General features: G+C 64.9%; 16 protein-coding genes, 2 tRNA genes and 1 pseudogene. 13 read left to right on the top strand and 6 right to left on the bottom strand.

Going from position 1 to position 14432, the window contains the following annotated elements:
- Nucleotides 1-555: 555 nt before the first annotated feature.
- A complete protein-coding gene (locus VSR34_RS34105; RefSeq protein WP_167334412.1) occupies nt 556-717 on the bottom strand; it encodes a hypothetical protein in 162 nt (53 codons plus the stop codon).
- Between the two features lie 576 nt (nt 718-1293).
- Here VSR34_RS34105 and VSR34_RS34100 point away from each other — a divergent pair.
- The 3 genes from VSR34_RS34100 (at nt 1294) to VSR34_RS34090 (ending at nt 2455) form a co-directional block, all read left to right on the top strand.
- Nucleotides 1294-1614, top strand: coding sequence for an EthD family reductase (locus tag VSR34_RS34100; protein WP_342964732.1), 321 nt, complete (start codon nt 1294-1296; stop codon nt 1612-1614).
- 95 nt (nt 1615-1709) lie between these two features.
- Nucleotides 1710-2273, top strand: coding sequence for a YggT family protein (locus VSR34_RS34095; protein WP_028211558.1), 564 nt, complete (start codon nt 1710-1712; stop codon nt 2271-2273).
- A gap of 107 nt (nt 2274-2380) precedes the next feature.
- Nucleotides 2381-2455: transfer RNA gene (locus tag VSR34_RS34090), tRNA-Gly, on the top strand.
- Between the two features lie 178 nt (nt 2456-2633).
- Here the strand turns inward: VSR34_RS34090 and VSR34_RS34085 are convergent.
- A pseudogene (locus tag VSR34_RS34085) lies at nt 2634-2732 on the bottom strand (IS6 family transposase); the annotation flags it as partial.
- Nucleotides 2733-2908: 176 nt separating this feature from the next.
- Between VSR34_RS34085 and VSR34_RS34080 the strand changes: the two are divergent.
- The 3 genes from VSR34_RS34080 (at nt 2909) to trmB (ending at nt 5061) form a co-directional block, all read left to right on the top strand.
- Nucleotides 2909-3520 (top strand): LysE family translocator, encoded by a 612-nt coding sequence (locus tag VSR34_RS34080; protein WP_342964731.1) that lies wholly within the window; start codon nt 2909-2911, stop codon nt 3518-3520.
- 155 nt (nt 3521-3675) lie between these two features.
- Complete coding sequence (locus tag VSR34_RS34075; protein ID WP_342964730.1) at nt 3676-3927, top strand: hypothetical protein; 252 nt, start codon at nt 3676-3678, stop codon at nt 3925-3927.
- Between the two features lie 351 nt (nt 3928-4278).
- Nucleotides 4279-5061, top strand: a complete 783-nt coding sequence (gene trmB / locus VSR34_RS34070; protein ID WP_342964729.1) for a tRNA (guanosine(46)-N7)-methyltransferase TrmB — start codon at nt 4279-4281, stop codon at nt 5059-5061.
- A gap of 56 nt (nt 5062-5117) precedes the next feature.
- On the opposite strand, the gene VSR34_RS34065 is transcribed toward trmB, so the two are convergent.
- The 3 genes from VSR34_RS34065 to VSR34_RS34055 all read right to left on the bottom strand — a co-directional run bounded on the left by VSR34_RS34065 (nt 5118) and on the right by VSR34_RS34055 (nt 7079).
- Nucleotides 5118-5972 (bottom strand): undecaprenyl-diphosphate phosphatase, encoded by an 855-nt coding sequence (locus VSR34_RS34065; protein WP_028211555.1) that lies wholly within the window; start codon nt 5970-5972, stop codon nt 5118-5120.
- Between the two features lie 99 nt (nt 5973-6071).
- Complete coding sequence (locus VSR34_RS34060) at nt 6072-6587, bottom strand: DUF1439 domain-containing protein (protein WP_238327773.1); 516 nt, start codon at nt 6585-6587, stop codon at nt 6072-6074.
- A gap of 183 nt (nt 6588-6770) precedes the next feature.
- On the bottom strand, nt 6771-7079 hold the full coding sequence (locus VSR34_RS34055) for a YkgJ family cysteine cluster protein (RefSeq protein WP_342964728.1): 309 nt from the start codon (nt 7077-7079) through the stop codon (nt 6771-6773).
- A 226-nt stretch (nt 7080-7305) separates the two neighbouring features.
- On the opposite strand from VSR34_RS34055, the gene hemN reads away from it, so the two are divergent.
- The 5 genes from hemN (at nt 7306) to VSR34_RS34030 (ending at nt 10641) form a co-directional block, all read left to right on the top strand.
- Nucleotides 7306-8691: an oxygen-independent coproporphyrinogen III oxidase gene (gene hemN / locus VSR34_RS34050; RefSeq protein ID WP_342964727.1), complete on the top strand. Its 1386-nt coding sequence runs from the start codon at nt 7306-7308 to the stop codon at nt 8689-8691.
- 123 nt (nt 8692-8814) lie between these two features.
- Nucleotides 8815-8899, top strand: a tRNA-Leu gene (locus VSR34_RS34045).
- A 229-nt stretch (nt 8900-9128) separates the two neighbouring features.
- Complete coding sequence (locus VSR34_RS34040; protein WP_028213361.1) at nt 9129-9350, top strand: hypothetical protein; 222 nt, start codon at nt 9129-9131, stop codon at nt 9348-9350.
- Nucleotides 9351-9588: 238 nt separating this feature from the next.
- On the top strand, nt 9589-10296 hold the full coding sequence (locus tag VSR34_RS34035; RefSeq protein WP_028213362.1) for a 16S rRNA pseudouridine(516) synthase: 708 nt from the start codon (nt 9589-9591) through the stop codon (nt 10294-10296).
- Between the two features lie 156 nt (nt 10297-10452).
- Nucleotides 10453-10641, top strand: coding sequence for a hypothetical protein (locus VSR34_RS34030; RefSeq protein ID WP_342964726.1), 189 nt, complete (start codon nt 10453-10455; stop codon nt 10639-10641).
- 34 nt (nt 10642-10675) lie between these two features.
- On the opposite strand, the gene VSR34_RS34025 is transcribed toward VSR34_RS34030, so the two are convergent.
- Nucleotides 10676-11734 carry an NAD-dependent epimerase/dehydratase family protein gene (locus VSR34_RS34025; RefSeq protein WP_342964725.1) on the bottom strand — a complete coding sequence of 353 codons (1059 nt, stop codon included), beginning with the start codon at nt 11732-11734 and terminating at the stop codon, nt 10676-10678.
- A gap of 122 nt (nt 11735-11856) precedes the next feature.
- On the opposite strand from VSR34_RS34025, the gene VSR34_RS34020 reads away from it, so the two are divergent.
- Nucleotides 11857-12888: a CDP-6-deoxy-delta-3,4-glucoseen reductase gene (locus tag VSR34_RS34020; protein ID WP_028213365.1), complete on the top strand. Its 1032-nt coding sequence runs from the start codon at nt 11857-11859 to the stop codon at nt 12886-12888.
- A gap of 355 nt (nt 12889-13243) precedes the next feature.
- Nucleotides 13244-14428, top strand: a complete 1185-nt coding sequence (locus tag VSR34_RS34015; protein ID WP_342964724.1) for an acetylornithine transaminase — start codon at nt 13244-13246, stop codon at nt 14426-14428.
- The last annotated feature ends 4 nt before the right edge of the window (nt 14429-14432 follow it).

The raw sequence follows: 14432 nt of genomic DNA, 5'->3' as shown, positions 1-14432 counted from the left end.
GCGTAGACTGGCTCCGCATACACCGGATAAGCCGGAGCAACCGGAATGCCAATACCGATACCCACCGAAACGTGCGCCTGGGCCGCGCTGACGAACCCCATGCCTAGCGCAGCGGCAACGATGAACGGAACGGTCTTTTTCACTTCTCTTCTCCTGGCGGCCGCCAACGGCGCCTTTCAATAACGGGCACTGCCCACGCGTTCAATGTATCGAAAATAGTGACTGGCATTGGTAGCCATTTGTTTCGAATTGCAATCCCCGCTGCGGGCAATCCGAACGGGCATCGGGCCCGGCGGGCGCGGCTGCGGCGAAAAATCGCCGAAGGGCCGCCGGATCGGGGCGGGGAATGGCTGGAGGCAGGGCGAGCTGTCATTCTTACCGGCATGGAGGCGCGGAAACGCCACTTTCCCGGTAATGTTCGATTACAAATTAGTCGCGGGGCCGCCGCCGCCCGAGGCACGTCCCGCGCTGTAAACGACAATGCCCGGTCGCGGGACCGGGCATCTTTTCAACCGGCGGCGGTACCAGCGCCGCCGCTGCGATGCGCGAACCCGGCTATCCGACCTTCACGTAGGTGAATTCGCGCGTGACGCTCGGCGGTACGTAGGCGCCGCTGATGCGCACGCGCGGCGTCAGGCGCTTCTTCTGGTCCCACCAGCAGCGGCGTTGAACCGGCGTGAGAAACCGCAGATGCTTTCGGTAAGCGAAGATGCTCATGGTGAACTCCCCGAATCGGACTACCGACAGGAACAAACCCAATTGCACGACTGCAACAACGAAACCAAACGATGAAAAGTATTGTGCTGAGATTCCGCGACAAGAATTGCACTGTTGCGCGATAGCCTCATGTGCGCCGTATATGCGCTGCGCACTGTTCGTTGAGGCCACCTCATGCTGGTCTCAGCCGCCGAGGGTGTGCCGTCGGTCCGCCAGCATAAATCGTGCCACCTCAAGAACGCGCCCTCGTTGCCTCCAGCGTCATTTGTAGTCGCACCATAGGGGCGTGATCGGTACGACAACGAACATAGGGCGCGACGCGCGGCTCAATACAACGTCTGTGCCGCTATGCGCATGGCAAGCACAATCTGACAGAAACACTGTAGCTGTTCACAGAAAACCGTGATGTGTGCCAAGACTAGTGACTTTCAGGTCCGCGCCAGGACAGGACGGCCACCGCGCATGCGCCTACCCCGCGCGGCAGTATCGATCGCGGATACTGGCGACGCGTAAGCCGTGGTAATGTGGCGACGGCGCGCGCAGCGCGCCCACAGGACTCACCGACGAGAACGCACAATGATCAAGGTCAGCATCCTCTATCCGTATCGCGAAAACGGGCGTTTCGACACCGGATACTACTGCACGCATCACATGCCGCTCGCAGCCAAGCTTTTCGGCGACTCGCTCAAGGGCTGGTCCGTCGACATCGGCATCAATGCGGGGCCGCCGGGCACGCCGCCGCCTTACGTCGCAGCCGGGCACTTCCTGTTCGAGTCGGTGGATTCGTTCTACGCGGCATTCCAGCCGCATGCCGATACGCTGCTCGACGACATTCCCAACTACACCGACGGCGGAAATGGCACGATTCTGATTAGCGAGATCAAGGTGTCAGTCTGACCTGTTCCGCAATGGGGAACGGGCAGCCTCGACACCCTTTTCGGCCGCCACACGCCAGACGCGCCGCAACTCAACACACGAAGGAAACGACACCGATGTTCGGCGATATCGCCCGCTTTCTGCTCAATACGGTCTTCACATTGTTCGGCGCCGCTCTGCTGGTGCGCGCCTGGCTTCAATACGTGCGGGTGCCGCCGTACAACCCCGTGACTCACGCCATCCAGCAGGTCACCAACTGGCTCGTGCTGCCGCTGCGGCACGTGATCCCCAGCGTGCGCGGCATCGACTGGGCGAGCGTGGTCGCCGCGCTGCTTGCGGCCATCGCGTATGTGCTGCTGATGGTGTGGATTGCGGGAGTCGACCCCTTGGGCCTTCTACCGACGCTTCTGATCGTCGCATTGCTCACGCTCGTGAAATGGGCGCTCAATTTGTTGATCTGGCTGACGATCCTGATGGCTTTGCTCTCGTGGCTCAACCCGCGCTCGGCGGCAATGCCGGTGCTTTATCAGCTGACGGCGCCGTTCCTCAATCCGCTGCGACGCATCCTGCCGAATCTGGGTGGACTCGACCTCTCGCCGATCCTGCTCTTCGTGATCGTCCAGGTGCTGCTGATGGTGGTCACGCGCGCAGCCGTTTCGCTGACGCTATTCGGCATCTGAGGGCGCCCCCTCAGCGATTCGCTTCATCGGCGGCGCGTTCCTCGCGCCGCTTTCTTCGACCGCGTCATTGCGTAAACCCGCCGAAAGCGCGTAAAATGGCGCGCTCTGCGGGCGTCGTATAATGGCCATTACCTCAGCTTCCCAAGCTGATGACGTGGGTTCGATTCCCATCGCCCGCTCCAAAAAGCCACAGCCCTATCTGACAGGGCTTTCGGGGTGGTGCTGGAGAATCCAAACCACCCGTAGCACCCATAGTTTGCTCAAAATCAGGCACTTGGAGGTCCATCCAGTGCCCATCAAGATCCCCCGCCCTCATCCGCGAAAACAAGGCCGGCATCTTCTAGTTCCGCCACACCCTGCGTACTCGTCGACCGCACGCCACAGCACGTACGCCTCACAGCGCAGATTCGCGAACATTTCGTCAGTGCCCGTCGAACCGGGGTTGCGCCGGGCAGCCCGCGTGCTGACGCAGCCCGCGCGCTGCGCAGCTTCCTGAGCGTGGCCTGAATGCGGCGCCGGCCCCCCTTCGCGCCATGCCGGTTTGCTTCGGCGCGGAGCGCAAGCATAATGCGCTCGATGGCGCCCGCGACCGGCGGCGTTCGTCGAAATACCTGCCCTACCCCGGAGACACCGCAATGACACTCTCAGGACTCTTGATCTTCGCGATGGCCCTGCTGATCACGGCGGGCTCGCCCGGGCCCAGCATCGCGGCGCTGGTCTCGCGCGTGCTTACCAACGGCATTCGCGACGTGCTGCCGTTTCTTGCCGCGATGTGGCTCGGCGAGGCCTTATGGCTGGGCTGCGCGGTAGCCGGGCTGAGCGTGCTGGTGCACACCTTCGAGAAGGTGTTCCTCGTGATCAAGTATGGTGGCGTGCTCTACCTGTTCTATCTGGCCTGGAAGATGTGGTTCGCCCCCGCCGAGCTGGCCGGCGGCGAGCTGCCGAAGGGGCAGTCACCGCTGCGCATGTTCCTGGCGGGGCTGACTGTGACGCTCGGCAACCCGAAGATCATGGTGTTCTACCTCTCGCTGCTGCCCACCATCATCGACCTTTCGCGCGTCGGCGCCCTCGAATGGGCGCAGCTCACCGCCACCATGTTCGTAGTCCTGATCTCGGTCGATTTCGGCTGGTCGATCCTCGCCTCGCGGGCGCGCGGCCTGCTCAGGAGCCGGCGCGCGGTGCGCGCGGCCAACCGCTCGGCCGCCGTCATGATGGCCGGCGCGGCGGCCTCGATCGCGGCGCGTTGAGCGCCCGGCTAGCCCTTCACCAGCACGTTGGAAGCTTCGGTGTAGCGGTCGCAGGCATCGACGACTCTGGCGCGCGTCGTGTTTTGGCGTACGCGCCGCGAGCGGGTCCGCCGGCAAGCCCGAAGGATTTCGCAGGATCGCCGCAACGACTCGCCGTGCGCCTCTGGCGCACCAGTCCCCCGATGGATCAATTTTTCATGTCCCGGCCGAGCGCGATCGCCTTGATCGTGCGCTCGCGCAAAGCCCTTTTGATTGACGCCGATGAACGCATGCCGGCCGAGGCCGAGCGCCTGCGCGCCGCAGCCGAGGACCTCACGCAACTGCTGTTCGACGTGCGCGCCGGGCGTGTCGATGCGTTCGATCTGTACGAACCCACGCGCATCCGAGTTGTCGTTTCGGCGGATTGAATCGATGACCCCGGCGCTGCGGCGGCCAACTGGCGCTCCCGGGCTGGTGCCCGGAGCCCTCCGGCCGCGCTGATATAATGCGCGACGGCCTCGAAGCCACCGGGCCTCAAGCGCGCCGCGCTCGCCCTGGCGGCCGAACTGGCTACGGCAGACAGCTGCCGTTTCGGGCGGACCGGCAACCCGGCCATTGCGGCCGCCGCGCCCACCGGGCAACGGCCGAAAGCGGCGCACGTCGCATTCGGCCCGGCACAGCCGGGGCCCCGCCGCCACATGGCATCGCATGCCGATGGCGCAAGCCGCCCGCATTTTCGAAAGCCGCGAAATCCGCCGCTCTCACACCTATCCGCGAAGATGAATCACGATCCCAACGACGAAGTCCGTCCCGACTGCGCGCCGTCAGACGCAGAAGACGCCGCCTCCGATGCGAACGAGCAACCCGACGCCCAGGCAGGCGACGCGCTGCACCTGCGTCGCATCCGCAGCTTCGTGACGCGCGCCGGCCGCGTCTCGACCGGCCAGCGCCGCGCGCTCGACGAACTCGGCCCGCGCTTCGTGGTGCCCTACCAGCCCGAGGCCGCCGATTGGGACGCCGTGTTCGGCCGCCACGCGCCGCGCGTACTGGAGATCGGATTCGGCATGGGCGCCAGCACGGCGGAAATCGCAGCACTGCGCCGCGAGGAGGATTTCCTCGGCGTCGAGGTCCACGAGCCGGGGGTCGGCGCCCTGCTGAAGCTGGTCGGAGAGCAGAATCTCGAGAACATCCGCATCATCCAGCACGACGCCGTGGAAGTGCTCGAGCACATGATCGCCCCCGCTAGCCTCGACGGGGTGCACATCTTCTTCCCCGATCCGTGGCACAAGGCGCGCCATCACAAGCGCCGCCTGATCCAGCCGAAATTCGTCGCGCTGCTCGTCTCGCGCATGAAGCCCGGTGCTTATCTGCATTGCGCGACCGACTGGCAAAACTATGCGGAGCAGATGCTGGAAGTGCTAGGCGCGGAGCCGGCGCTGGAGAATACGGCCGCCGACTATGCACCGCGCCCGGACTATCGCCCAGTGACCAAGTTCGAGCGCCGCGGTTTGCGGCTCGGCCACGGTGTGTGGGATCTGGTGTTCCGCCGCCGCGCCGACTGAATCCGCGAGTTGCAACGAGAAACGGGCGCCGCGCTGTCATGCGGCGCCCGTCGCTTTTAGTCGTCCCAGCCAAGCCCGCCGCCGTAGCCGAACAACAGGATCACGAGGCCGAAGGCGATTCGGTACCAGGCAAAAGCGGTGAAATCGTGCGACGCAATGAAGCGCAAGAGCCAGCGCACGCACGCGAAAGCGCTCACGAACGCGGCCACGAACCCGACACCGAAGAGCCCGAGTTCATCCACGGAGATCGTCTGCCAGCTCTTGTGCAGTTCATAGAGCGTCGCGCCGAAAATGATCGGGATGGCGAGAAAGAACGAAAACTCGGTCGCGACGCGCCGCTCGAGGCCGAACAGCATTCCGCCGATAATGGTCGAGCCCGAGCGGGACATACCCGGAATCAGTGCGAGACACTGCGCGCAACCCACCTTGAATGCATCGAGCGGCGTGATCTCGTCGAGCGACTTCACACGCGCGTCGTGCTGTGCGGCGACCGGCAGCCCCTGCGGGCCCCGCATCCGGCTTTCGACCCACAGGATGACGAGGCCGCCCCCCACGAGCGCGAACGCCACGGGCACCGGCGCGAACAGAACCGATTTGATCGCCTTCTCGAACAGCAGGCCCAGCACGACCGCCGGGATCGTGGCGACGATCACGTTGAGCGCGAAGCGCCGGGCATCGGGCCGCGTGGGCAGCCCTACGACGACATCGCCGATCTTGCGGCGGAACTCCCAGCACACCGCGAGAATCGCGCCGAACTGGATCGCCACATCGAAGGTCTTCGCAAAGTCGCCTTCGAAATTGAGAAGGCTGCCCACGACGATCAGATGGCCCGTGCTCGAAACGGGCAAAAACTCCGTGAGCCCCTCGACGATGCCGAGAATCAAGGCCTTGCAGGTCAATATCCAGTCCATCCCTTCTAGTCCTCTTATTCGTGAAAGCGGGCGTCAGGACGGCGCACGAAGCCTCGCGGCACGACCCGCGGCGGCCGTGCGCGCCGGCGTTTCGTCTGCTTACTTCTCGACGATCTGTACGCGTATGCCGTTTGTAAGGATGGTGATTGTACCGGGTTCGTAATTCACGCCGGCAAACTGAAGCTGGTCGGGCTTGAAGGTGTAGACCGGATAGTTGTTGAGCAACTGGGTGGCGGCGAGCGCCGCGATCGCGTTCACCTGCGGCGCGTACGCGGCGGCGTTGCCGGCCATGTCGACGCCGTCGACCGATGGCGACCGGAGCACCACGGCGCGGCTCGCGGCGTCGTACGCAAGCTCGCTCGATACCGTGAACGCACCGCTTACGGGCTGCTGCATCAGCGGACTTTCGAGGTGCGCGTCGAGCCGCACGGCCACGCGGTTGCGATCGGGCTGCAGCGTCACGACGGGGTTCGTGAGCGAGACGTCGAAAATCTGCTGCATCGAGCGGTGATACGGAAACTTGCGCTGCACCGCGTCCTGCACCTGCTGCTGCGAAAACGTGTAGTGGTCGGGAATGAACGGGAATATCCCCGTCGCACACGCGCCGAGCGACATCGCCGTCCCCGCCGCGGCACAGGCTGCGTACAGGAAGGCGCGCCGGGAAACGCGCGTTGCGGTGTGGATCATGCGGATTCTCCTTTTGGGCGGGCTGGCCGGTTAGCCGACCTTACGCGGCGACGTCCGGGCGGCGCCGTCATTCTGGCGCATACCGCCGGGCGGACGCAGTTTGCGCCTCGCTCAGCGAGAGGCCGGCGATTTTGGCGGCGCAGTTTGCGCTTCGAGACGCGTGAGCCAGACGATCGCCTCCTCGCGCGAGCCCCCGCACATGTCGGGCTGCGGCTGCAGCCCAGAGCAGCAAGCCGGACGTAACGGCGAGCCGAAGATCATGCAGCGCAGATCCTCGCCGAGCTGAACGCAGCGCACGCCGGCCGGCTTGCCATTCGGCATGCCCGGAATCGGACTCGTAATGGACGGCGCGATGCAGCACGCGCCACAACCGGGACGGCACGCATGTGCGGGAACATCGGCGGGAAAAACGGGACTCACATCGGTTTCCTGAAACGCTCACGGATTGGGTCCGGACGCGGCAGCGCGCGCATCGAAGGACCAGACGTATTGTGCCATCGCCGATATGCGACCTTTTTACACAATCGCATGCACTGACGGGCTCTTACACTCTGTGCATCTGGCGCTCCAGGACACTCCACCCGTGCACGGCGTTCCGCGTCGCGGGGCGAGCCCGCCAAGGCGCCGCCTTCCCAGTGAGCTTTACATGAGCGACGCCGACCTGCTCTTTCGCCCCGACCTGCTCGCCAAATACGGCGCCAACGGCCCACGTTACACGTCCTATCCGACAGCCCTGCAGTTCCGCGACGACTTCGATCCCGCGGACTACCGCCGGGCCGCCGCCGATCCGGGCGCGAGCGAAACCGATCTCTCGCTGTACTTCCATATCCCCTTCTGCGACACGGTCTGCTTCTATTGCGGCTGCAACAAGGTCATCACGAAGAACCGTGGCCGCGCGAAACCGTATCTCCAGCAGATGATCCGCGAAGTGGCTCTGCAGGCCCGACTGTTCGACACGAAGCGCCCGGTTTCGCAACTGCATTGGGGCGGCGGCACGCCCACCTTTCTGTCGCTCGACGAAATGAGCGCGCTCATGGCCGCCACGCGCGAACACTTCACGCTGCTGCCCGACGACGAAGGCGAATACTCGATCGAGATCGATCCGCGCGAAGCCACGGCGCAGACCGTCGCCCATCTGCGCTCGCTCGGTTTCAACCGGCTGAGCCTTGGCGTGCAAGACTTCGATCCCGTCGTGCAGAAAGCGGTCAACCGCATCCAGCCGCTCGAACTCACCGTCGACGTCATGAACGCCGCGCGCGCGAACGGCTTCGAATCGATCAGCGTCGATCTGATCTACGGCCTGCCGCACCAGAACGTCAGTACCTTTCGCCGCACGCTCGAGACGATGCTGCTGCTCGCACCCGATCGCATCTCGGTATTCGGTTACGCGCATATGCCGCATCTGTTCAAAATGCAGCGTCAGATGGACGAAACCACCCTGCCGCCGCCCGCGCAGCGCATGGCGCTGCTGCAACTGATAATCGAGCAGCTGACCGACGCGGGGTACGTGTACATCGGCATGGATCATTTCGCACTACCTACCGACGAACTCGCGCGCGCCCAGGCGCAACGCACGCTGCACCGCAATTTCCAGGGGTACAGCACGCGCGCCGATTGCGACCTGATCGGCTTCGGCGCGTCGGCGATCGGCAAGGTCGGCGACGTCTACGCGCAGAATGCCAAGGACCTGACCGGATACGGAGCGGCCATCGACGCGGGAGAGCTGGCGATCAGGAAAGGCGTTCGCCTCACCGCCGACGACCGTCTGCGCCGCGACATCATCACCGAGCTGATGTGCAATCTCGAACTGCGCTACGACGAGTTCGAGGCCGCGTATGGCGTGCGCTTCCCGGCGGCTTTTGCCCCCGAACTCGAACGCCTGCGCGAGTTCGAACGCGACGGGCTCGTCGCGCGCAGCGCCGATCGCCTCGAGGTGCTGCCTGCCGGACGCATGCTGGTGCGCAACATCGCGATGGTTTTCGATCGTTATCTGGGCGCACAGCAGCGCGAAAGCTTCTCGCGGACCATTTGACGGGCTTGCCGGCGCATGGTTGCCTGGCTGGGCGATTTGCGTCATAATCATCGGCTACTTCGGGCGCCTGCAGACTTGGCGCACCGATGTGCTGCAAAGCGAGTAGACAAGCAAGCAGCAAGTGCCTCGGTGGTGAAATTGGTAGACGCGCCGGACTCAAAATCCGGTTCCGAAAGGAGTGCCGGTTCGATTCCGGCCCGAGGCACCAGAATGCTTTTTGCGCGTTCTTCGCAAAAGCCGGAATCCTGAAACCCGCGAAAGTTCATCGCTTCGCGGGTTTTTTGTTGCCGCTCGAATCCAGTCGGACGCGCGCACGACGCCAGCCGACGCAACCCAATTGGACAAAGATCAAGCAACCTGCGACTGCGCCGCCTCTCGCGTGAGCGCGATGCTATCGTTATCGCGAGATTATTGAGATAACAAGCGGGGAACGCACGATGGACCGCATTTTCATGAGGCGAGAGGAAGCCATTCGCAACCTCATCGAGGCCCACGAGTCCGCCTCCGGGCGCACTGCGGCGACGTTGATCAAATCGGGCGGCGAGCGATCCGCGAGCCTGGAAGCGCTGGACCGGCTGCTGCTCGACGTCCGCGCGGGCCGGGTCAACGAATTTCGCGCCAGCCCCGACGACAGCACGCGCGTTTCCATCACCGACTGACCCAGGACCGCTGCACTTCGCAGCGCGGGCACCGTTCTAGCGCGGATTCGTCCGCGGCCAGGCTGCGCCACCTCGTCCCCGCGGCCGCTCAGCACCGCGCGGGCTGGACTTGCCGGTACCCCAAACCAGGTTACGCGATCTTCCGGATATGAGCGGACGAGGCGCGCGGCGGGAGCACAGGGGTGTGGCCCGCGTGCGCGCGGCTACAATACCCGCTCCGCGCTGTTCGCCGTCCGTCATGAATCTCGAAAGCATTCTCTTCACCCAGGGTTTCGGCTCGCGCCGCCAATGCCGCGCGCTGATCGCCGAGGCGCGCGTCGCCGTCACCGGCGAGCCGTGCACCGACCCACACGCCACCTTCGATACGTCCGGCCTCGCCTTCACCGTGGACGGCCAGCCGTGGCCGTTTCACGAACGCGCTTACATCGCGCTCAACAAGCCCGCGGGCTATGAATGCTCGCGCGACCCGCAGCATCATCTGAGCGTGTTTCACCTGCTGCCGCCGCAGTTCGCCGAACGCAACGTGCAGTGTGTGGGCCGGCTCGATCAGGATACGACCGGCCTCTTGCTGCTTTCCGACGATGGCCAGTTCGTTCACGCCTTCACGTCGCCCAGGCGCAAGGTACCGAAGGTCTACGTCGCGACGACGCGCCATGCGCTTGACGAAGCTCAGCTGAAAGCCCTGCGCGAAGGCGTCCTGCTGCATGGCGAGCGCGAGCCGAGCGCCGCTGTCGCGGCAAGCGCGCGGGGGGAACGCGAACTCGAATTGACCGTGCTCGAAGGCAAGTACCATCAGGTCAAACGGATGGTGGCGGCGGCCGGTAATCGCGTCGAGGCGCTGCATCGCGAACGCATCGGCGGCTTCGCTCTGCCCGCGGGACTCGCGCCGGGCGCCTGGCAGTGGCTCGACGCCGCCGCGCTCGACGCCCTGCGCAGCAAGGGCTGAACCCCCTCGCGCCGCGCACGCTTTGCCGCTCATCGGTGCGTTGCCGCACCAAGGCGCGCAGCCGACCGCCGTTTTCGCCGCGCCGCAGCATGTCCTCGCCGGCCTTCCGCCCTATACTGCCCTCAAGAACGATTACAAGCTGCAAGGAGGGGCATCATGATCATCAACGGCACATTCGAAATTTCCTTCCTGTTGATGGCATTCGTGGCGCTTGGGGCGGTGCTGATAGGTGGCCTGCTCGCGTCGATGCATATGCGGCATCAGTATCATCCGAACCTGATCGGGGCGCTCATCGGAGCGCTGCTTTGCTTCCTCCTGCTCGAAGCGCTGCCGGCCATCACGTGAACGGCACGCTTTGCGCCGCGCCGCCCGCCCGAAGTCACGGGTGCGGCGGCAGCGCGCGCAAGAACGCATCCACGTCGGGATAACGCAACCGCACGCGCAACTCGCGCTTGAGCCGCGTATTCGCGAGCCGGCGTGACTCCCGCATGAAAGAGAGCAAGACTGGCTCAAGTTCACGCTCGGCCTCGGCGAGGCTCACCCGCGGGGGCCGCGCGAGGCCAAAGGCGTCGGCTACGCGGTCGAAGTACTCCCCCATCTTCAGTTCGCTGTCGTCCGTTGCGTGGATGGTGCGCCCGGCGCGGCCATGGGTCGCGAGGCGCAGGAGGATTGTCGCGAGGTCGTCTGCATGAATGTGGCTCGTATAGACGTCATCGCGCGCGACGAGCGCGGGCGTGCGCTTTGCGAGCCGCGCGAGCGGCAGACGGTTCGCCGCGTAAATTCCGGGAATGCGCGCGATCGTGGCGTTCAGCGCGCCGCGCGCAGTTGCGCGCCGCAGTTGCCGCTCGGCCGATACGCGGCGTACCGCACGGGCGTTGGCGGGTTGCACCGGGCGGGTTTCGTCAATGCGGGCGCCGCCGCAGTCGCCGTATACCCCCGTCGTGCTTGCATAGACGAGCGTCGGGCGCTTAGGGCGCCTGCGCTGGGTGCGGGAGGCCCGCCGGATGCGCTCGGGTACAATGGCGGACGGACCGAAACCCGTGGACTCGCCAGAAGCGAGGCGCAAGGTGGGGGACGTTCCGAACGCCAAACCGCGCGCGAGCACCGGACGCGAGGCCGCACGGCGGCGCGCCGTGAGCGCTGCGATCAGGCGGCGGGTGCGCAGGTCGTCGGCACCGTCTTTTTGTGGCGGCGCGAGATGCAACACCGTGCTCGCCACGCCGCCGAGCCGCGCGAGGCTGCGGCGCGAGTCGAGGTCGCCGCGCAAGGGCACAGCGCCCGCGGCGCGCACCGCTTCCACGCTCTCGGAGCGGCGCGCGAGCGCGAAAACACGCGCGCGGTCCGGCCGCTCGCGCAACTGGGCGACGCAGCGCAGGCCAACGTCGCCGCAACCGACGATCAGGATGCGCGCACGGCGCAAGTTTCGTGTGGCAATCATAGTGGAACCATTTTAGCGGCCCGCGCCTTGCGGCGAAGGCCGGCAAGGAAACGCGGGGAATGACCCAGCGACTCCCGCGACCCGATTTCAACCCTCGGATACAGATTTACGCTTCCCTGAATATGGCTTTCAACGTAACGCTCAAGAAAAGCGGCCGGCAGTTCCAGGTCGAGCCTGACGAACCCATTCTCAACGCGGCCCTGCGTCAGGGCATCGGCCTGCCGTATGGCTGCAAGAACGGCGCGTGCGGCTCATGCAAGGGCACCGTCTGCAACGGCGAAGTCGAGCAGCGCGCTCACGCGGCCTCGGCGCTTTCGAACGACGAAAGAACGCGCGGCATGGCCCTCTTCTGCTGCGCGACGGCGCAAACGGACCTCGAAATCGATATCCGCGAAGTGGCGGGCGTGGGCGACGTGCAAGTGCGCAAGCTGCCTACCCGCATCGCCGCGATCGAGCGCAAGGCCGACGACGTCATCGTCCTAAAGCTGCAGCTGCCCGCGAACGAGCGCCTGCAGTATCTCGCCGGCCAGTACCTCGAGTTCATCCTCAAGGACGGCACGCGCCGCTCCTACTCCATGGCGAACGCCCCGCACGACGAAGGCCCTATCGAGCTGCACATCCGCCATATGCCGGGTGGCAAGTTCACCGACCACGTCTTCACGCAGATGAAGGAGCGCGACATCCTGCGCTTCGAGGCGCCGCTCGGCACCTTCTTCCTGCGCGAGGAATCGGACAAGCCCATCGTGCTGCTCGCTTCGGGCACCGGCTTCGCGCCGATCAAGGCGATCGTCGAGCACGCGGTCCACAAGAACCTGAACCGTCCGATGACACTCTACTGGGGCGCGCGCCAGAAGAAGGACCTGTACCTGATGGATCTCGCCGGGCAATGGGCGAAGGAGATTCCGAACTTCCGCTTCGTGCCGGTGCTCTCGGAGCCCGCCGCCGAAGACAACTGGACTGGCCGCACGGGCTTCGTACACCGCGCCGTGATCGAGGATCTGCCCGACCTGTCGGGCCACCAGGTCTATGCGTGCGGCGCGCCGGTCATGGTGGAGTCGGCCCAGCGCGACTTCTCGCAGCATCATGGCCTGCCCGAAGACGAGTTCTACGCAGACTCGTTCACGAGCGCCGCGGACCTCGCGAACCCCGTCTGACGCGCGCGCCCTTTGGATCGATGCACGGGTCGTTGCGTGCGCAATGCAGCGGCTCCGATCGATCCAAAGCGCGAGAGTCATGAAAAAATCTTCGGCCGACTGAAAAAATTCGCCACATTGACGGTTTACAGCGCCATTCGGCTTGTCGTATTCTTGCGCCCATGAACTGCATGCTGTCCGCCCTCCGACGTCGCCGCGCGCCCCATCCCTAGGGCCTGGCTAGTCGCGGACGCGCGCTGCACTTCTCAACGCACAGCAAGTTCGAAACACGAAAGCCACGGCCAGTCCGTGGCTTTTTGTTTTTCCGCCGTATCCCTTTCAACCTGTTTGCAGCCCCAACGCGGAGCCCGTTGCCATGAATTTTTCCGAATACCCGATCGAGTCGCTGATGTACATCACCAACCGGCCCGAAATCGTTTTCACGCATGGCAAGGGGTCGTGGCTCTACGACAACGAAGGCAAGCGCTATCTCGACTTCATCCAGGGTTGGGCGGTCAACAGCCTCGGGCACTGCAATGAGGGGATGATCGAGGCGCTGGAAAAGCAGGCGCGCCTGCTCATCAACCCGTCGCCGGCCTTCTACAACGAGCCGATGGCGAAGCTCGCGGGCCTCCTGACCGAGCACAGCTGCTTCGACAAGGTGTTCTTCGCCAACAGCGGCGCCGAAGCCAACGAAGGCGCAATCAAGCTCGCGCGCAAGTGGGGCAAAAAGCATCGCGACGGCGCCTGGGAGATCATCACGTTCGACCACAGCTTCCACGGCCGCACGATCGCGACGATGTCGGCGAGCGGCAAGCCGGGCTGGGACACGATCTACGCCCCGCAGGTGCCGGGCTTCCCGAAGGCCGACTTGAACGACATAGCCTCGGTTGAAAAGCTCATCAACGCGAAGACCGTGGCCGTGATGCTCGAGCCGATCCAGGGCGAAGGCGGCGTGATTCCCGCCACGCGCGAATTCATGCAGCAGTTGCGCGCGCTCACGCAAAAGCACGGCATCCTCCTGATCGTCGACGAAGTTCAAAGCGGCTGCGGCCGCGCGGGCACCCTGTTCGCGTACGAACTCTCGGGCATCGAGCCGGACATCATGACGCTCGGCAAGGGCATCGGCGGCGGCGTGCCGCTTGCGGCGCTGCTCGCGAAGAAGGAAATCGCCGTGTTCGAGGCGGGCGATCAGGGCGGCACGTACAACGGCAATCCGCTGATGACGGCGGTTGGCTATTCGGTGATCTCGCAACTGGTTGCGCCCGGCTTTCTCGAGGGCGTGCGCGCACGCGGCGAATATCTGCGCGAGAAGCTGCTCGAACTTTCGGCCGAACGCGGTTTCCAGGGTGAGCGCGGCGAAGGTTTGCTGCGCGCGCTGCTGCTCGGCAAGGACATCGGCCCCGAGATCGTCGAGAAGGCACGCCTCATGCAGCCGGACGGCCTGTTGCTCAACGCCGCACGCCCGAACTTGCTGCGCTTCATGCCGGCGCTCAACGTGACGACGCAGGAGATCGACCAGATGATGGCGATGCTGCGCACGATTCTCGACTCGCTGTAATCGG

The sequence above is a fragment of the Paraburkholderia sp. JHI2823 genome, from assembly GCF_038900695.1.
Taxonomy (GTDB): domain Bacteria; phylum Pseudomonadota; class Gammaproteobacteria; order Burkholderiales; family Burkholderiaceae; genus Paraburkholderia; species Paraburkholderia mimosarum.
Note: the sequence above shows the minus strand (reverse complement) of the source record. Positions and strands in the feature narration are given on the sequence as shown.

What these genes read in the sequence shown, in the direction of transcription:
- VSR34_RS34060 (WP_238327773.1), bottom strand. Translation starts at nt 6,587, where the DNA reads ATGTCGCTCGGCGCGTGTGCGACGGGGATATTCCCGTTCATTCCCGAC.
- VSR34_RS34040 (WP_028213361.1), top strand. Translation starts at nt 9,129, where the DNA reads ATGGACCGCATTTTCATGAGGCGAGAGGAAGCCATTCGCAACCTCATC.
- VSR34_RS34080 (WP_342964731.1), top strand. Translation starts at nt 2,909, where the DNA reads ATGACACTCTCAGGACTCTTGATCTTCGCGATGGCCCTGCTGATCACG.
- VSR34_RS34095 (WP_028211558.1), top strand. Translation starts at nt 1,710, where the DNA reads ATGTTCGGCGATATCGCCCGCTTTCTGCTCAATACGGTCTTCACATTG.
- hemN (WP_342964727.1), top strand. Translation starts at nt 7,306, where the DNA reads ATGAGCGACGCCGACCTGCTCTTTCGCCCCGACCTGCTCGCCAAATAC.
- VSR34_RS34100 (WP_342964732.1), top strand. Translation starts at nt 1,294, where the DNA reads ATGATCAAGGTCAGCATCCTCTATCCGTATCGCGAAAACGGGCGTTTC.
- VSR34_RS34065 (WP_028211555.1), bottom strand. Translation starts at nt 5,972, where the DNA reads ATGGACTGGATATTGACCTGCAAGGCCTTGATTCTCGGCATCGTCGAG.
- VSR34_RS34030 (WP_342964726.1), top strand. Translation starts at nt 10,453, where the DNA reads ATGATCATCAACGGCACATTCGAAATTTCCTTCCTGTTGATGGCATTC.
- trmB (WP_342964729.1), top strand. Translation starts at nt 4,279, where the DNA reads ATGAATCACGATCCCAACGACGAAGTCCGTCCCGACTGCGCGCCGTCA.
- VSR34_RS34035 (WP_028213362.1), top strand. Translation starts at nt 9,589, where the DNA reads ATGAATCTCGAAAGCATTCTCTTCACCCAGGGTTTCGGCTCGCGCCGC.
- VSR34_RS34105 (WP_167334412.1), bottom strand. Translation starts at nt 717, where the DNA reads ATGAGCATCTTCGCTTACCGAAAGCATCTGCGGTTTCTCACGCCGGTT.
- VSR34_RS34020 (WP_028213365.1), top strand. Translation starts at nt 11,857, where the DNA reads ATGGCTTTCAACGTAACGCTCAAGAAAAGCGGCCGGCAGTTCCAGGTC.
- VSR34_RS34025 (WP_342964725.1), bottom strand. Translation starts at nt 11,734, where the DNA reads ATGATTGCCACACGAAACTTGCGCCGTGCGCGCATCCTGATCGTCGGT.
- VSR34_RS34015 (WP_342964724.1), top strand. Translation starts at nt 13,244, where the DNA reads ATGAATTTTTCCGAATACCCGATCGAGTCGCTGATGTACATCACCAAC.